At 62.3% G+C, this 15,563-nt stretch carries 15 protein-coding genes; 6 read left to right on the top strand and 9 right to left on the bottom strand.

The window, feature by feature from the left end; translation table 11 throughout:
* Positions 1-29: 29 nt before the first annotated feature.
* Entirely contained in the window at positions 30-1,469 is a 1,440-nt protein-coding gene (locus H6866_00565; GenBank protein ID USO07762.1) for a glutamate--tRNA ligase, read from the bottom strand.
* Between the two features lie 41 nt (positions 1,470-1,510).
* Between H6866_00565 and H6866_00560 the strand changes: the two genes are divergently transcribed.
* Complete coding sequence (locus tag H6866_00560; GenBank protein USO07761.1) at positions 1,511-3,661, top strand: ComEC/Rec2 family competence protein; 2,151 nt, start codon at positions 1,511-1,513, stop codon at positions 3,659-3,661.
* Here H6866_00560 and lexA read toward each other — a convergent pair.
* The 6 genes from lexA to H6866_00530 are packed head-to-tail and all read right to left on the bottom strand — an operon-like array spanning position 3,655 to position 10,121.
* Entirely contained in the window at positions 3,655-4,353 is a 699-nt protein-coding gene (lexA, locus tag H6866_00555; protein ID USO07760.1) for a transcriptional repressor LexA, read from the bottom strand. The genes H6866_00560 and lexA overlap by 7 nt on opposite strands.
* A gap of 51 nt (positions 4,354-4,404) precedes the next feature.
* On the bottom strand, positions 4,405-5,160 hold the full coding sequence (trpC, locus tag H6866_00550; GenBank protein ID USO07759.1) for an indole-3-glycerol phosphate synthase TrpC: 756 nt from the start codon (positions 5,158-5,160) through the stop codon (positions 4,405-4,407).
* Positions 5,157-6,125: an anthranilate phosphoribosyltransferase gene (trpD, locus tag H6866_00545; protein USO07758.1), complete on the bottom strand. Its 969-nt coding sequence runs from the start codon at positions 6,123-6,125 to the stop codon at positions 5,157-5,159. The genes trpC and trpD overlap by 4 nt, the downstream gene beginning before the upstream one ends.
* The gene (locus H6866_00540) at positions 6,122-6,697 is read right to left on the bottom strand and encodes an aminodeoxychorismate/anthranilate synthase component II (GenBank protein USO07757.1); all 576 of its coding nucleotides are present in this window, start codon (positions 6,695-6,697) and stop codon (positions 6,122-6,124) included. The genes trpD and H6866_00540 overlap by 4 nt, the downstream gene beginning before the upstream one ends.
* Positions 6,694-8,220, bottom strand: coding sequence for an anthranilate synthase component I (trpE, locus tag H6866_00535; GenBank protein ID USO07756.1), 1,527 nt, complete (start codon positions 8,218-8,220; stop codon positions 6,694-6,696). The genes H6866_00540 and trpE overlap by 4 nt, the downstream gene beginning before the upstream one ends.
* The gene (locus tag H6866_00530; GenBank protein USO07755.1) at positions 8,217-10,121 is read right to left on the bottom strand and encodes a peptidyl-prolyl cis-trans isomerase; all 1,905 of its coding nucleotides are present in this window, start codon (positions 10,119-10,121) and stop codon (positions 8,217-8,219) included. The genes trpE and H6866_00530 overlap by 4 nt, the downstream gene beginning before the upstream one ends.
* Before the next feature lie 83 nt (positions 10,122-10,204).
* Here H6866_00530 and H6866_00525 point away from each other — a divergent pair, with 83 nt between their 5' ends.
* Genes H6866_00525 through H6866_00515 form a run of 3 tightly spaced genes read left to right on the top strand, consistent with a single transcriptional unit; the run spans position 10,205 to position 12,951 of the window.
* Positions 10,205-10,933, top strand: a complete 729-nt coding sequence (locus H6866_00525; protein ID USO07754.1) for a triose-phosphate isomerase — start codon at positions 10,205-10,207, stop codon at positions 10,931-10,933.
* Between the two features lie 9 nt (positions 10,934-10,942).
* Entirely contained in the window at positions 10,943-11,320 is a 378-nt protein-coding gene (gene secG, locus H6866_00520) for a preprotein translocase subunit SecG (protein ID USO07753.1), read from the top strand.
* Positions 11,317-12,951 (top strand): CTP synthase, encoded by a 1,635-nt coding sequence (locus tag H6866_00515; protein USO07752.1) that lies wholly within the window; start codon positions 11,317-11,319, stop codon positions 12,949-12,951. The genes secG and H6866_00515 overlap by 4 nt, the downstream gene beginning before the upstream one ends.
* 23 nt (positions 12,952-12,974) lie before the next feature.
* Here the strand turns inward: H6866_00515 and H6866_00510 are convergent, their stop codons facing one another.
* A complete protein-coding gene (locus H6866_00510; protein USO07751.1) occupies positions 12,975-13,568 on the bottom strand; it encodes a hypothetical protein in 594 nt (197 codons plus the stop codon).
* A 291-nt stretch (positions 13,569-13,859) separates the two neighbouring features.
* On the opposite strand from H6866_00510, the gene H6866_00505 reads away from it, so the two are divergent.
* Positions 13,860-14,387 (top strand): copper chaperone PCu(A)C, encoded by a 528-nt coding sequence (locus H6866_00505; protein USO07750.1) that lies wholly within the window; start codon positions 13,860-13,862, stop codon positions 14,385-14,387.
* Positions 14,384-15,187, top strand: coding sequence for a nucleoside triphosphate pyrophosphohydrolase (gene mazG, locus H6866_00500; GenBank protein ID USO07749.1), 804 nt, complete (start codon positions 14,384-14,386; stop codon positions 15,185-15,187). Before H6866_00505 ends, mazG begins: the two co-directional genes overlap by 4 nt.
* Positions 15,188-15,205: 18 nt before the next feature.
* On the opposite strand, the gene H6866_00495 is transcribed toward mazG, so the two are convergent.
* Positions 15,206-15,562 (bottom strand): hypothetical protein, encoded by a 357-nt coding sequence (locus H6866_00495; GenBank protein USO07748.1) that lies wholly within the window; start codon positions 15,560-15,562, stop codon positions 15,206-15,208.
* Position 15,563 lies beyond the last annotated feature (1 nt).

Genomic DNA, 15,563 nt, shown 5'->3' with positions numbered 1-15,563 from the left:
TAACGTATTGTTTATATTATGTCAATTGATTAATGGTGGCTGTGCCCTTGGTCGTGCATCCAGTGCAGCGCGGCCTTGAGGCGGTTCATGGTTTCGCTTTGGCCCAGCACCTCGGCTGCCTTGGCGATCGGGGGCGAGGTCATGGTTCCGGCCAGCGCGGCGCGGAAGGGCATCATCACCTTGCCCAGCTTGCCGCCGTATTGGGCATCGGCGATTTTGCGCAAGGCGGATTCGATCTCCGTGTCCCGGAAATCCGCGCCAAGGCGGGCGAGGGCGTCGTATATGGCGTGCATCGCATGGTGCGCGTCGTGGTCGTTCAGCGTGGCGGCGGCCTTTTCGTCGTAATCGAAGGGTGCGTCCTTGAGGTAAAGCGACGCGTCGGCGGCAAGGCCGACCAGCGTCGTCGCGCGCGCCTTGAGGTCGTGCATCCCCCCGATCAGCCGTGCGCGGTGCGTGGCATCGACGTTTCCGCCCCGTAAAGCAAGGGTTTCATCGGCAAGGCGCGTGTCGTCGGCCAGCTTCATGTGGTGGGCGTTGACGTGTTCGAGCTTTTTGAAATCAAGGCGCGAGGGGCCGGCATTGATGTCGTTGATGTCGAACCACCGGGCCGCCTGTTCCTTGGTAAAAATCTCGTCGTCGCCGTGGCTCCAGCCCAGACGCAGCAAGTAGTTGTCCAATGCCTCGGGCAGGATGCCCATGTCGCGGAATTCCTGCGCGCCCTGTGCGCCGTGGCGTTTGGAAAGTTTTGCGCCGTCCTCGCCGTGAATCAGCGGCACATGTCCGAAAACTGGCACGTTCCAGCCCATGGCGTCGAAAATCAGCTTTTGGCGGAAGGCGTTGTTCAGATGGTCGTCGCCGCGCACGACGTGGGTCACGCCCATGTCGTGGTCGTCCACCACCACGGCCAGCATATAGGTGGGCGACTCATCGGAGCGCAGCAGGATCATGTCGTCGAGCTGGCTGTTTTGTACCGTCACGTTGCCCTGAACCGCGTCGGCGATCGTGGTTTCGCCGTCAAGCGGGGCCTTGATGCGGATGACCGGCTTTGCCCCCGCCGGGGCGGTGGCCGGGTCGCGGTCGCGCCACATGCGGTTATAGCGGGGCTGTTCGCCGCGGGCCTTGGCCTCGTCCTTCATCGCCTCCAGTTCTTCGGGTGTGCAGTAACAGAAATAGGCCCGGCCGCGTTCGACCAGTTCGTGCGCGATTTCGGCGTGGCGCGCGGCACGCTGCGATTGATAAAGCGGCGCATCGTCCCAATCGATGCCCAGCCATGCAAGGTCGCGCAGGATGGCGTCGATCGCTTCGGGCGTCGAGCGGGCCTTGTCCGTATCCTCGATGCGCAGCAGGAATTTGCCGCCCGTATGCCGGGCATAGCACCAGTTGAACAGAGCGGTGCGCGCGCCGCCGATATGGAGCATGCCGGTGGGCGAGGGGGCGAAGCGGGTGATTACGCTGGTTGCGGCGGACATGTCTTGGCCTTGGCTTGGTGAAACGGTATCAGTGGTTATAGATGCGTGCCGTAATCAGTTCAATCGTCGAGCAGTGGCAGCCCGTGCGCGACCGCGTGTTATGGGCGCCGGTGTGGCTGGCCTGCGGCATCGCCTTGTATTTCGCCCTGCGGGTCGAACCGCCCTATGCCCTTGGCGCCGGGGCGTTGGTGTGCGCGGCGGGCTTGCTGATCGCGGCACGGGTCTGGGCGCGGGCCTATCTTTACTGGGCGGTCATCCTGTTTTTGGGGGCGCTGGGTTTCGTGCTGGCGCAGGGGCGGGCGATGGTGGCGGCCGCGCCGATGCTGGAGCGAAGCATCAAATTCACGCGGATCGAAGGCCGGGTGCTGGACATTACGGTGGCGGACCCGGATTCCGGCCATGCGCGCCGCAAGGTCACGCTGGACCGTCTTTCGATCGAGAAGCTGCCGAAAGAGGCGACACCACGCATGGTGCGGCTTTCCAGCGCGCATATCCCCGCGGATGTTCGCCCCGGCGCGCGGGTTGCATTGCTGGCGCAATTGACACCGCCGGGTGGTCCGGTGTCGCCGGGCGGGTTCGATTACCGGCGGCAAGCCTATTTCGAGGGGATCGGCGCACTCGGTTTCACCATGGGGCATTTCGCGGAAATCGCGCCTGCGCCGCCGCCGCGTTCGGTGGATTTGTGGTTCAACCGGCTGCGCCAGCGCATCGCCACGCGGGTTTCGGCGCAGATGCCGTATCCGCAAAGCGCGGTGGCGACCGCGCTGCTGGCAGGCGAACGTTCGAGCATTCCCGAGGTTATCAACGCGGATTTGCGCGATTCCGGGCTTTATCACCTTTTGTCCATTTCGGGGCTGCATGTCGCCATCGTGTGCGGGGCGGTGTTTTTTCTGGTGCGGTTCGTGCTGGCGCTGTCGCCGTATATCGCCTTGCGTTGGCCGATCAAGAAAATCGCGGCATTGGCGGCGATCGCGGCGGGGCTTTTTTACAGCCTGCTGGCCGGGATGCCGGTGCCGACGCAGCGGTCGATGCTGATGACGGGGCTTGCTCTTCTGGCCGTGATGCTGGACCGCAGCGCGATTTCCCTGCGTGTCGTCGCGATCAGCGCCTTTGCGGTACTGGTGTTGCGGCCCGAAAGTCTGGTCGGGGCATCGTTCCAGCTTTCCTTCGCGGCGGTGCTGGCGATGGTGGCGTTTTACGAGGCGGCGGGCGACCTGATGCTTGCACGCGGGCGGCGCACGGGGTGGTTCATGCGCGTGTTTTTGTATTTTGGGGGGATTTTCGCGACCACCATCGTTGTGTCGTTGGCGACGTTGCCGCCGGTATTGCATCATTTCGGGCGGTTGCAGATTTACGGCGTGATCGCCAACGCCGCGGCGATACCGCTGACCAGTTTTGTGGTCATGCCTGCGGGGATGGCGGCGCTGGCGTTGATGCCGGTGCATCTGGACGGGGTGTTTTTAAAGCTCGTCGCGCTGGGTGTGGACGGGACGCTGGATGTCGCGCGCTGGGTTGCGCACCTGCCTCATGCGGCGAACGCGCTGCCGGCGATTGTCGGCGGATGGTACGCCGTTGCGATGGGCGGGTTTTTGCTGTTGTGCCTGTGGCGCGGGTGGTGGCGGCTGGTGGGGCTTGTCGTGATGGCGGGGGCGTGCGTGGCCGGGGTTTTGGCCCCGCGCGCGGCGGTTATGCTAGACGGTGCCGGACAGGCCTTGGCCGTCCACGATGGGGACCAGACGCTTTATGTCTGGCGCGCGCCGCCGCGTTTCGCGCGTCGGAACTGGAACGCATTATGGGGCGGAACGGAGGCGCTGGCTGGCAAGCCGATGCGCAAGGGCGGCACATGGACGGGCGGGGGGATCAATGTTGCGTGCGACGATTACGCGTGCCGCATCGTGCGCGGTCAGGCCCGGTTGAGCGTGGTGCGCAATGTCATGGCGCTGCGCGAGGAATGCGCGTGGGCGCCGCTGGTGGTGGGGGTGAACAAGGCGGTGTCGTACGGCGCCGCGCGCGCGGCCGGATGCGGGTCGTCGTCGGTCATTCCGTACTGGGATGTGCGCGACGCAGGCGGCATGGCGTTTTCGGATGACGGTGCCGCATGGCGTGCGGCGGGCATGACGCCGGATGATGTGCGCAGGCCGTGGACGCTGTTGTCCCCATATGACGGCCGCATAAAAAAGACAGGTCAGTGATACTGCCGGTAAAGGCCGGAAAGGACGCCCTGCACCTGCACGCGCCCGCCCTCGAATGTGCGGATGTCGTAGGCCGGGTTTTCGGGGATCAGGTCGATATGGCTGCCGCGGCGGCGCAGGCGCTTGAGCGTCACTTCCTGTTCGTCAACCAATGCGACCACGATGTCGCCGTCATGCGCGTGGTCGGATTTTTTGATCAGCGCGACATCCTGATCCATGATGCCCGCGTCCTTCATCGAGTCGCCATCGACCACCAATGCGTAATATTCGCCCTTGCCGATCATGCTGGCGGGCATGTCGATGGTCTGGCCGTCGTGGCGGATCGCCTCGATCGGTGTGCCGGCGGCGATTTTGCCGAGCAGGGGGATGGAGGCGATGGCCGCGCGCTCCTGCGCGCGGGCGCGGTAGGATGAGAGGTCCTGCACCATGCGGGCCTTTTGCGCGACTTCGGAATGGTCGGCGGGTTTGGGGGCATAGCCCTCGGGCAGTTTTCTGACCTGCAGCGCGCGGGCGCGGTTGGGCAGGCGTTCGAGAAAGCCGCGTTCGACCAGCGCCTCGATCAGGCGGTGGATGCCGGATTTGGATTTGAGGTCGAGTGCGTCCTTCATTTCGTCGAAGGACGGCGCCAGATCGCCATCCGCCATGCGTTCATGGATGAAGATCAGCAAATCGCGTTGCTTTTTGGTCAGCATGTCTTGCCCCTTGATGCCAAAATATTCTTGTTTCGTTCTACGCCTGTTCGCCTAGAAGGTCAACAGGGCCTGACCGGGGTCGGGTTGGGTCATCAACGCCTCGCCGATCAGGAAGCCCCGGAATCCGGCCTCGGTCAGGGATTTCATTTCGGCGCGGGAGGCGATGCCGCTTTCGGATATGGCAATGCGGTCAGCGGGGATTTTGCGAATCAGGTCGAAAGAGGTGTCGAGTGCGACCTTCAGAGTCTTGAGGTTGCGATTGTTAACGCCGATCATCGCGTCGGGCGCGTTCAGGGCCAGCGCGCGGTCGCGTTCGCGCGCGTCGTGCACCTCGATCAGCACGTCCATGTCGTATTTGCGCGCTTCGTCGTACAGGGCCTGCGCCGTGGCATCGCCGAGCGCGGCCATGATGACGAGGATGCAATCGGCGCCAAGGGTTCGCGCCTCGGCCACCTGCCACGGGTCGAGCATGAAATCCTTGCGCAGGACCGGCAGGGCGCAGGCTTCGCGCGCGGCGCGCAAATCGTCGTCGGTGCCCTGAAACCAGGGTTCGTCGGTTAACACCGAAAGGCAGGCCGCGCCCGCCGATTCATATTGGCGGGCGTGTCTGGCCGGGTCGAAATCGGCGCGCAACAAACCCTTGCTGGGCGACGCCTTTTTGATTTCCGCAATCACCGGCAGGCGGGCGGCGAGCAGCGCGGCCTTGAATCCGCGCACCGGGGAAAGGTTCGACATATCGAGCCTGTGGCGGACGCGGTCGATATGGCGGCGCTTGTCGTCGCAGATTTTGGCAAGGATGTCGTTCATGCGGTCAATATCTCGCGATAACGATCAAGAACGCCCATGGCGTCGCCGTCGTCAAGCGCGGCGGCGGCGCGCCGGACGCCGTCTTTCAGATCGCGTGCGTTGCCGGTCATCACCAAAGCGGCGGCAGCGTTGGCCAGCACGGTGTCGCGGTAGGCGGATTGCTCGCCCGTCAGAAGGTCCTTGAGCGCGCGGGCGTTGAAGGCAGCGTCGCCGCCGCGCAATGCTTGCGGATCGATTTGGGGCAGGCCGAAATCCGCATGTGTCAGCGTGGTTTCGGTGATCGCGCCATGGGCCAGCATCGCCACCTGCGTGGGACCGGAAAGACTGATTTCGTCCATGCCGTCGCCGTGGACGACCCAGGCAGCCTCGCTTCTCAGTTCCTTGAGCGCCTCGGCCATCGGGCGGACCCAGCGCGGGGCGTAGACGCCGACCATCTGGCGGCGGACGGCGGCAGGGTTCGCCAGCGGACCAAGCAGGTTGAAGATCGTGCGGCGTGCCAGCGCCTTGCGCACCGGCGCGACATGGGCCATGGCGCGATGGTGCAGCGGGGCCATCAGAAAGCAGAAGCCGATATTATCCAGCGCGTCCTCCAGCACGTCGAAGGATACGTCCAGCGGGATGTTGAGTTTTTCCAGCACGTCCGCCGCGCCAGAGCGGGAGGACGCGGCGCGGTTGCCGTGTTTGGCGACCGGCACGCCGCAGGCCGCAAGCACGAAGGCGACGGCGGTGGATACGTTCAGGGTGTTCAATCCGTCGCCGCCGGTGCCACAGCAATCAATGGCGTCGGCGGGGGCGTACAGGCCGGTGACATGGCGGCGCAGGGCGCGCGCGGCACCGACGATATCGGCGACGCTTTCGCCGCGGTCGGCCAAAGCGGTCAGGAAGGCCGCCATTTCGGGTTCGGACATCCGGCCCGCGAGCATCGCGTCGATGGTCGATTCCGTGGCGGATTCCATCGCCGTCATGCGGGCAGGCGGGAGAGGAAGTTGCGCAGCATCGCATGGCCGTGCGTGGTCATGATGCTTTCGGGATGGAACTGGACGCCATGGATCGGCAGATCGGCGTGCTGAAGGCCCATGATCAGCCCATCTTCGGTTTCGGCTGTGACGTGCAGGGCGGGCGGCAGGGTGGCGCGTTCGACCACCAGTGAATGATAGCGCGTGACGTCGATGGGATTGGGCAGGTTTGCGAATACCGAAGCGCCGCGATGATGGATGGCCGAGATTTTGCCGTGCATCGGCACGGGCGCGCGCACCACTCGCCCGCCAAAAGCCTGCCCGATCGCCTGATGGCCCAGACACACGCCAAGCAGGGGGATTTTCGCGTCGGCGGCCGCACGGATCGCGTCAAGGCAGACGCCCGCATGGTCCGGGTCGCCCGGCCCCGGCGAGATGACGAGCGCATCCGGGCGCATGGCCAGAATTTCCGGCACCGTGACCCGGTCGTTGCGGCGCACGTCGATCTGCGCGCCAAGGTCGCCCAGATACTGGACAAGGTTGAAGGTGAAGCTGTCGTAATTGTCGATCAGCAGGATCATGACGATTGCCCCCTGGAGAGGGCGAGCGCGTCCTCGGCGGCGCGCAGCAGGGCGCGGGCCTTGTTGACGCATTCAAGGTGTTCGGATTGCGGGACGCTGTCGGCGACGATGCCCGCGCCGGACTGGACGTAGAGCGTTCCGTCCTTCAGCAGGGCGGTGCGCAGGGCGATGCAGGTATCGACGTCGCCATTGCCATCAAGATAGCCAATGCAACCCGCGTAAAAACCGCGGCGTTCGGCCTCCAGCGCGTCGATGATCTGCATCGCGCGGATTTTGGGTGCACCCGAAACAGTGCCCGCGGGAAAGCCCGCGAACAGGGCGTCGAGCGGATGGACGCCATCGCGCAAGCGGCCCTCCACATTCGAGACGATGTGTTGAACGTGCGAGTATTTTTCGACCAAAAAACGTTCGGTGACCCGTACGCTGCCGATGGCCGCGACGCGGCCGACGTCGTTGCGGCCAAGGTCGAGAAGCATCAGATGCTCGGCGCGCTCCTTGGGGTCGGCCAGAAGCTCGGCGGCCAGCGCCGTGTCCTCGTCCGGGTCGGCGCCGCGGCGCCTTGTGCCCGCGATGGGGCGGATGGTGACGTCGCCCTTGCGCACGCGGACCATGATTTCGGGGCTGGATGCGATCAGCGAAAACCCGTCCAGCGTCATCAACACCAGAAAGGGCGATGGGTTAAGACGACGCAGCGAACGGTAAAGTTCGGAGGCGGGTAGATCGAAGGGCGCGGAAAAACGTTGGGACAGGACGACTTGAAAAATCTCGCCCGCCGCGATGTCCTCTTTGGCGGTTTCGACCATCGCGCGGTAGGCGGGTTCGTCAGTGTGGGCGCGCACGGGCAAGGGCATCGGTACGTTCGAGCCTTTTTCGGGCAAGGGCATCTCGCCACGCAGCAGGGTGTCGCGCGCGGCGTGCAGGCGGCGGACCGCGTCGTCATAGGCGGCCTGATCCGCGCCCGCGCGCAGCGGCACGGCCAGATGCGCGATCTGGCGGATATTGTCGAACACCACCATCAGGGTTGGGCGGATCATGACCGAGTCGGGAATGGCAATCGGGTCCGGGCGCGTATCGGGCACGGTCGGTTCGACCAGATGGATCATGCCGTAACCCAGATAGCCAAACCAGCCAGAGGCCAGCATCGGCGGCGCGTCGGCGGGCAGGACGTCGATTTTCGCGGCGGCGACCTGCGCCTTGAGGTGGGTGATGGGATCGGCGGATTGTTCCAGCACCGTGCCGTGCGTATCGCAAAGCGTCGCGGATGTGCCGTCGGTGCGCCAGATCAGATCGGGATCAAGGCCGATGGCCGAATAACGGCCCAGCACCTCGCCGCCCGTTACGGATTCCAGCAGCAGGGCGTGGTCGGGTTTATGCGCGGTCAGGCGCAGATAGGCGGCGACGGGGGTTGTCGTGTCGGCGATCAGCGACAGGCAGACCAGTTGCGCGCGCCCGGCGGCTGCATGTGCGGCAAAGCCCGCCCGGTCGGGCCAGATCGTGCCGAGTGTGTGCGTGTCCGCGCTCATTGCCCCTGATCTGTGGAATCCGCGCCGTACATGCGTTCAAGGTTCTTTTCGTTGATGTTAACGCCGTTACGCTTGCGCAGATCGGCCATGAACAGGCCGATCACCGCCTGCTGCATGCGGGTGCGCAGTTGTTTGACTTCGTCCTGGGTCAGGGTGCCGGTTCCCGCTTCGGGGATGCGGGCGGAAAGAACCTTGGCCAAAATCACATCGCCGCCCGTGGGCACGCGCACCACCGCGTTGAAATCGGTTTCGTCGAACAGGCGTGAAAGCGCGACAGGATCGTTCAACCCCGCCACTTTCGATTTGCGCGACACGTCGCGCGCGGTCTTGACCACCACGCCCGCCTGTTTGGCGGCCTGGGCGAAATCGATTTCGCCGCGAGAAACCGCACCCGCCAGTTTTTCGACCTGTGCGTTCAGTGCTTGGGTGCGTTGGTCGGCCAGCCATTTTTTGGCGATTTCGTCGCGCACTTCGGCAAAATCGCGGTCACGGGTCGGGCGCACGGATTCAAGGCTGAAGGCGGCGTAAGTGTTGTCGTCGACTTCGGAAAGGTCGCCGGTTTCGCCTTCCATCAGCTCGAACAGGCCCGCAAGCACGTCGCGGTTACCGGCAAGCGCCGTAAGAAGGGGATCGGACGCGGCGGATTTGGATACCGTGCCTTTCTGGTTGATCGGCCCCACGGTGCGGACGGGCAGGTCCATTTCCTTGGCCACGTCGTCGAGCGATTCGCCTGAGCCGAGCAATTCGTCGGCGCGGCTGACCCTGGTTTCCATCTCGCTGCGGACAGCGTCGGATTCCAGTTCCTTGCGCAGGGTGCCTTGAACCTCGGCAAAGGATTCTCCACGCGGTTGGGTAATGCCCAGCACTTTGATGACGTGCCAGCCCAAAGGCGATTTTACCGGGTTGAGGACGTCGCCCTTCTTGGCGGCGAATACGGGTGCGCCCAGTTCCGGGGGCAGGGCACCCTGGTCGGTTTCCATCGCCGGGCGGTATGCGGCGGTGTCGATGGATTTAAGCGGCTTGCCCTTGCGTGCGGCTTCGACTGCTGCCTTGGCCTTCGCTTCGTCGGGCAGGACAAGTTGTTCGATCTTGCGGCGCTCGCCCTGCTGGAACTGGTCCTTGCGTTCGGCATAGGCCTTTTTCAGGTCGTCGTCGTTGACCGATACGGTTTTGCGGATGTCGTCGGCGCTGATGACAATGGCCTTGAAGCTGCGCTCCTCAGGGATTTGATATTGGTCCTTCAGTGTTTCGTAATAGGCCTTGAGGGCTGCGTCGTCTGGTTTGATGTCCGCACCCGCGTTTTCCGGCGTCAGGGTAAAGAATTCAATATCACGGCGCTCGTTCTGGTAACGCCCCATCGCTTCGGCGGCGAGGGCCGGCAGATAATAACCGGCGGCGGCCAGCGGGGATTGCATCAGGCGAGAAGTCGTGTCCTGACGTAGCGATGCGACAAGGTCGGCCTCGCTCAAACCCTGTGCCTGCAGTATCCGGCGCAAGGTGGTTTCCGGGGTTTCGCCGGGTTGGACCTGCGGGCGGATCAGTTCGGCCACGCGTTTGGCGATTTCCTTGCGGCTGACGATCAGGCCTTCACGCGCGGCTTCCTGACGCAACGCCTCGCGCGTCACCATTTCCTCCAGCAGGTTGCCAAGCAGACCAAAGCGATAGGCTTCCTGCAGTGTCATGTTCTGGGCGCGCAGGGCCTCGCGGGCGTTGCGCTCGAAGGCCGCTTGATCGATCTTGGTGCGTCCGACGCGGGCCAAAGTCGTGTCGGCGATGATGCCGTTGCGGAAAAACCCGCCGACATCCATGAACACCATGCCAAGCGATGCCAAAAGCACAAAGCCAAGGGCAACGTATTTGATGATCGCGGCGCTTTGGCCTTCGCGGAAGGAATTCAGCATTCTGGACGCTCTCTTGTAAAAAACGAATGACTTGTCAAAAAGACCGATTGTCAAAAAAGACGGGGGCACTATAACGGCGGCCTATGGCTATGAAAAGACGCCCTTTGATCGCAGGGAACTGGAAAATGCATGGCACGCGCACGCAGGCGGCGGCGCTGGCCGCGGCGATCGCGCCTTCGGCCCGGGCGGATGTCGTCCTGTGCCCGCCTTTCGTGCATCTGGCGGTGACAGGGGGCGGCGCGTGCGCGCTGGGCGCGCAGGATGTCAGCGCGCAACGTGATGGCGCCTATACGGGCGAGGTTTCGGCGGAAATGCTGGCCGATATGGGGTGCGGTTACGCGATCGTCGGACATTCCGAGCGCCGCCAGTATCACGGCGAGGGGGATGCGCTGGTGGCAGCCAAGGCCAAACGGGCGATCGAGGCTGGATTAATACCCATTATCTGCGTCGGGGAAACCCGCGCCGAGCGTGAGGGCGGTCAAACCGAAAGCGTCATCGCGGGCCAGATCGCCGGTTCCGTGCCGGAAGGTGCAGGGCCCGCAAACTGCGTCGTCGCCTATGAACCGGTCTGGGCCATCGGCACCGGGCTTGTCGCGACGCTGGAGCAAATCGCGGCCGTGCACGCACAAATCCGTGGATTGCTTGAAAAGCGGCTTGCGGACGGGGCGCAAACCCGTATTTTATACGGCGGTTCCGTCAAACCCGAAAATGCGCGGGAAATCCTTGCGCTTGAGGACGTGGACGGGGCGCTGGTCGGCGGCGCGAGCCTGAAGGCCGAAAGTTTTGTTGAGATTATCGAGGCGGTCGGGTAAGCATCCCCCATGCAGGAAGTCGTTCTGGTTATTCACCTTATTCTGGCGGTCACGATTATCGGGCTGGTTTTGATCCAGCGGTCATCGGGCGGCGGGCTTGGAATCGGCGGCGGTTCGGGCGGGCTTGGCGATTTCGCCACCGCGCGCGGCACCGCAAATGCGTTGACCAAGGCCACCACGATCGCCGCGTTCGCGTTTTTTCTGACGTCCCTGACTCTGGCCTACATGGGCAAGGGTAGCGCCGGGTCCAGCCTGCTTTCGGGTTATGACACGCCTCCCGCGGCTGCCGCACAGGATGCGCCCGCGACCACGGACGGTGCCGCCGCTCCGGCCACCACTGAGGCGCCTGCGCCCGTTACACCTGAGCCACCGGTTCCATCGCAATGACGCATTTCATCTTTGTCACGGGCGGGGTTGTTTCTTCCTTGGGGAAGGGCCTCGCCGCCTCCGCTATTGGCGCGCTTTTGCAGGCGCGCGGCTATTCGGTGCGGCTGGCCAAGATGGACCCGTATCTGAACGTCGACCCCGGCACGATGAGCCCCTTCCAGCACGGCGAAGTGTTCGTCACCGATGACGGCGCGGAAACGGATCTGGATCTTGGCCATTACGAACGTTTCACCGGACGATCGGCCAACAAGGACGATTCGATCTCCGCCGGGCGTATCTATATGAACGTGCTGCAGCGCGAACGCCGGGGTGATTATCTGGGCGCGACGATTCAGGTCATTCCGCATGTGACGGACGAGATCAAAAATTTCATCCGCGAGAAGGACGGGTCGGCCGATTTCGTGCTGATCGAGATCGGCGGCACGGTCGGCGACATCGAATCCCTGCCGTTCCTTGAGGCCATCCGCCAGTTCGGCAACGAGGTGGGCGAGCATCGCGCCCTGTTCATCCACGCCACGTTGGTGCCTTATATTGCGGCGGCGGGTGAACTTAAGACCAAACCGACGCAGCATTCGGTCAAAGAACTGCTTTCGGTCGGGATTAGGCCGCGCATCCTTTTGTGCCGGGCCGATCGTGAAATTCCCGACGATGAGCGGCGGAAAATCGCGTTGTTTTGCAATATCGAGCCGCAATGCGTCATTCAGGCGCTCGACGTCAAATCGATCTATGAGGTGCCTTTGACCTATGGGCGCGAGGGGCTGGACGTCCAGATTTTGCGCTGTCTGGGCATGGACGATACCAAAGCCCCGGATTTGCGCGTGTGGGAGGAAATCAACCACCGCATTCGCAACCCCGAGGGGCGCGTGCGCATCGGCATCGTAGGCAAGTACACCGAGCTTACGGACAGTTATAAATCCCTGAACGAGGCGCTGACGCATGGCGGCATCGCCAACAACGTTTCTGTCGATCTGGTGTTCATCGAAGGCGAAACCTTTGAAACCGAGCAGAGCGCGATTAACGCTCTGGAAAACGTACACGGCATTCTGGTGCCCGGCGGATTCGGGGTGCGTGGCACGGAAGGTATGATCAAGGCCGCCGAATTCGCGCGCACGCGCAGGATTCCGTATTTCGGCATTTGCTTTGGGATGCAGATGGCGGTGATCGAAGGGGTGCGTGATTTGTGCCATATCGCGGCGGCCAGTTCGACCGAATTCGGGGAAACGCCGGAACCTGTCGTGGGTTTGATGACCGAATGGATGAAGGGCAACGAGCTGGAAGAACGGCGCGCACAGGGCGATCTTGGCGGTACGATGCGGCTGGGTGCGTTTCCCGCGAAGCTGAAACCGGGCAGCCGCGTAAGTGATGTATATGGCGGCAAGAGCGATATTTCCGAACGCCACCGCCACCGTTACGAGGTCAACACCAATTATCGCGCCGGATTGGAAGAGAAGGGGATGGTCTTTTCAGGCATGAGCCCCGACGGGAAATTGCCGGAAATCATCGAATATCCGGATCATCCGTGGTTCATCGGCGTGCAGTTCCACCCGGAGCTGAAATCGCGCCCCGCTGATCCGCATCCTTTGTTCGTGTCGTTCATCAAGGCCGCGCTGGCGCAATCGCGTCTAGTGTAGCTCGTTTCTGCGCAATATGAAAATTAAATTGACGGTTCTGTGATCTGGATGCTCAGATAAACGAGCAACTGGCGATAGCCCAGAAATATCAAGGCAAACAGCACACCGTAAACAACGATATCGTGCAGAACGCGGCGCAGCGTGGTGTGGTTTCCCGCGTCGCGGCGGTGGTCGTGCGCGTCGAACAGCCGGTCGCCGAAATGCACGGATGCGAACGTGCCGATGCCGGAAATCACGATAATCGACCATAACGGCCACGGCGTTTCGATGATGCGTTCCAAAAGCGCGCTAAGCGTGGTTTTGGCGTAAGCCGCGCGCGCAAAGGTCATGGCATAGGCGTTGATCGCGATCGCCATGCCCCAGACGGCGATTTCGGATACGAACATGCGGATTCCAAACAGTAAGCGCAGCGGAAAATCGACCAGAAACCCGGCATCGGCAACCGGCGTGCACAGGACGAAAAAGCTCCAGGTCAGTGCGGAAACAAGGCCGCCGGTGGCCAGACCGAATTTCCAGCCAAGGTATGCGAAATATCCGGCCAGCACGGCCAGCAATAGCAGGAATTTAATGACGGTATGGCGGTCCGGTTTATGTATGGCGACGGTGCGGGCAATCATAAGAATCCGATTATACTGGATTAGCCCGTCGGTCAGGATAATCCATTTGTTTCCATAATATATATTATCACTCTTTTGTGGGCCATATTCCCGGTGGTTCGGCATGGTGGGTCGGCATGGGTCCGGCGGCGCGTGCCGATGCCGTTATCAATGCCCGCCCTTATCCTGCTCTTATCCTGCTCTTTTCCTTCCTTTGTGCTTCCCTTTTTACTTCGGCGTGTTTGCCATGGCGTGGGCGCGGGTCTATATAGCTTTATCTTTTCTCCCAACCCTTGTTCCAAGGATAATCCCATGTTCAAACGTTTTTGCCTGACGCTCGCTCTTGCCCTGATCGCCGGAAGCGCCAGCGCGCAGGAATACACCGCCGGTTCGATGACCGTTACCGACCCGGCTGCGCGCGCGACGGCTCCCAGCGCCGAGGTCGGCGTCGGCTTCCTGACCCTGAAGAACGCCGGCGATACCCCGGATACACTGGTTTCCGTGACCTCGCCCGAGATCGCACAAAAAATCGAGCTGCATAAAATGACCATGGATGCCGGGGTGATGCGGATGCGTCCGCTGGAAGACGGGATTACGGTTCCGGCGGGCCAGAGCGTTGCGCTTTCGCCCATGGGGTTGCATGTCATGTTCATGCAGCTGAAAAAACCGCTGGTCGAGGGCGAGAAATTCCCCGCCATGCTGCATTTCGCCAAAACTGGCGACATGGCGGTGACCTTTACGGTCGGCGGCGCGGCGGCGATGCCGGGGGCCGACAACAAGGCGCAAAAGGCCATGCCCGACATGCATGATATGCACGATATGTCGGGGCACGCGGAATGAGCACGGATCCGGAAACATCCGGAATCGACGCGTTGCTGGAGGTGATGGCGCGGCTGCGCGATCCGGACGGCGGATGCCCATGGGATCTGGAGCAGACGTTTGAAACCATTACCCCCTATACGATCGAGGAAGCCTATGAGGTTGCGGACGCGGTCGAGCGCGGGGACATGAACGATTTCAAGGAGGAGCTGGGCGACCTGCTGCTTCAGGTTGTATTCCAGTCGCAGATCGCACGTGAAGCCGGGCTGTTCGATTTCGACGCCGTGGCGGGGGCCGAGGCGCAAAAGCTGATCAGCCGCCATCCCCACGTTTTCGGGGACGCGGTCGCGGCGGACGCCGCCGCGGTCACGGAAATCTGGAACGCCCAGAAGGACAAGGAAAAGGCCAGCGCGCGCCAACACCTGCTGGATGGGGTTACGCGCGGCCTCCCTGCCCTGATGCGGGCGCAGAAAATCCACCGCAAGGTGGCCAAGGTCGGGTTCGACTGGCCGGAAACGGATCAGGTTTTTGCCAAGCTGGACGAGGAAATCGTCGAACTGAAGCAGGCGCGGCGCAATAACGATGCAAAGAACCTTGAGGAAGAGCTTGGGGATATCCTGTTCGTAACCTGTGTGCTGGCCGAACATCTGGGCGTGGACGCGGAATTGGCTCTGCGCGCAGCGAATAATAAATTTATAAATAGATTCAACTCATTAGAGGATTTAATGAAAGTAAATTCTCAAGAATTCGGTTCGACCAGCCTTGAACAGATGGATGCGCACTGGAATACGGTCAAGGCTGCGGAAAAATCCGGCGCATGATGCGCCATGCGTCGATGGCTATTCTGGGATATACCCTTTTGCGCGTAGATGCCCGTAAATCAGGGGTTGCAGCAGACGGGCATGCTGCGCGCTTTCGTGCGGTATGTTTGCATTGGCGTATGACTGGCCCAGTTTAAATTCCGCGATCATGTCCTCCACACTTTGTGGCGGATAATAGGGGTCGTAAAAATCCATATGAATCGCGAGTGCGAGCGCGGGCGGAAGTCTTAAATTTTGGCGGTATTCCGCAGGACGGCTTCCTTTGCCCGCCCGTTCTATAAATTCCGGGAGCAATTCAGCGAAGATTTCAGACAGCCATCCTTTTTGGTGAATGGTGTCGATATCAAGGTCGGGTTTGAAGAACATCGCCGGCAAG

The sequence above is a fragment of the Rhodospirillales bacterium genome (assembly GCA_023898805.1).
Lineage (GTDB): Bacteria > Pseudomonadota > Alphaproteobacteria > Micavibrionales > UBA1664 > UBA6145.
The sequence above is the reverse complement of the archived record's forward strand: the minus strand, read 5'-3'. Positions and strand labels throughout refer to the sequence as shown.

Bases quoted from the DNA above. Each gene is read 5' to 3' on its own strand.
- lexA (USO07760.1), bottom strand. From the start codon at position 4,353: ATGCTGACCAAAAAGCAACGCGATTTGCTGATCTTCATCCATGAACGC.
- H6866_00530 (USO07755.1), bottom strand. From the start codon at position 10,121: ATGCTGAATTCCTTCCGCGAAGGCCAAAGCGCCGCGATCATCAAATAC.
- H6866_00510 (USO07751.1), bottom strand. From the start codon at position 13,568: ATGATTGCCCGCACCGTCGCCATACATAAACCGGACCGCCATACCGTC.
- H6866_00505 (USO07750.1), top strand. From the start codon at position 13,860: ATGTTCAAACGTTTTTGCCTGACGCTCGCTCTTGCCCTGATCGCCGGA.
- H6866_00565 (USO07762.1), bottom strand. From the start codon at position 1,469: ATGTCCGCCGCAACCAGCGTAATCACCCGCTTCGCCCCCTCGCCCACC.
- trpD (USO07758.1), bottom strand. From the start codon at position 6,125: ATGACGGCGATGGAATCCGCCACGGAATCGACCATCGACGCGATGCTC.
- trpE (USO07756.1), bottom strand. From the start codon at position 8,220: ATGAGCGCGGACACGCACACACTCGGCACGATCTGGCCCGACCGGGCG.
- H6866_00525 (USO07754.1), top strand. From the start codon at position 10,205: ATGGCTATGAAAAGACGCCCTTTGATCGCAGGGAACTGGAAAATGCAT.
- H6866_00540 (USO07757.1), bottom strand. From the start codon at position 6,697: ATGATCCTGCTGATCGACAATTACGACAGCTTCACCTTCAACCTTGTC.
- mazG (USO07749.1), top strand. From the start codon at position 14,384: ATGAGCACGGATCCGGAAACATCCGGAATCGACGCGTTGCTGGAGGTG.
- H6866_00515 (USO07752.1), top strand. From the start codon at position 11,317: ATGACGCATTTCATCTTTGTCACGGGCGGGGTTGTTTCTTCCTTGGGG.
- trpC (USO07759.1), bottom strand. From the start codon at position 5,160: ATGAACGACATCCTTGCCAAAATCTGCGACGACAAGCGCCGCCATATC.
- secG (USO07753.1), top strand. From the start codon at position 10,943: ATGCAGGAAGTCGTTCTGGTTATTCACCTTATTCTGGCGGTCACGATT.
- H6866_00560 (USO07761.1), top strand. From the start codon at position 1,511: ATGCGTGCCGTAATCAGTTCAATCGTCGAGCAGTGGCAGCCCGTGCGC.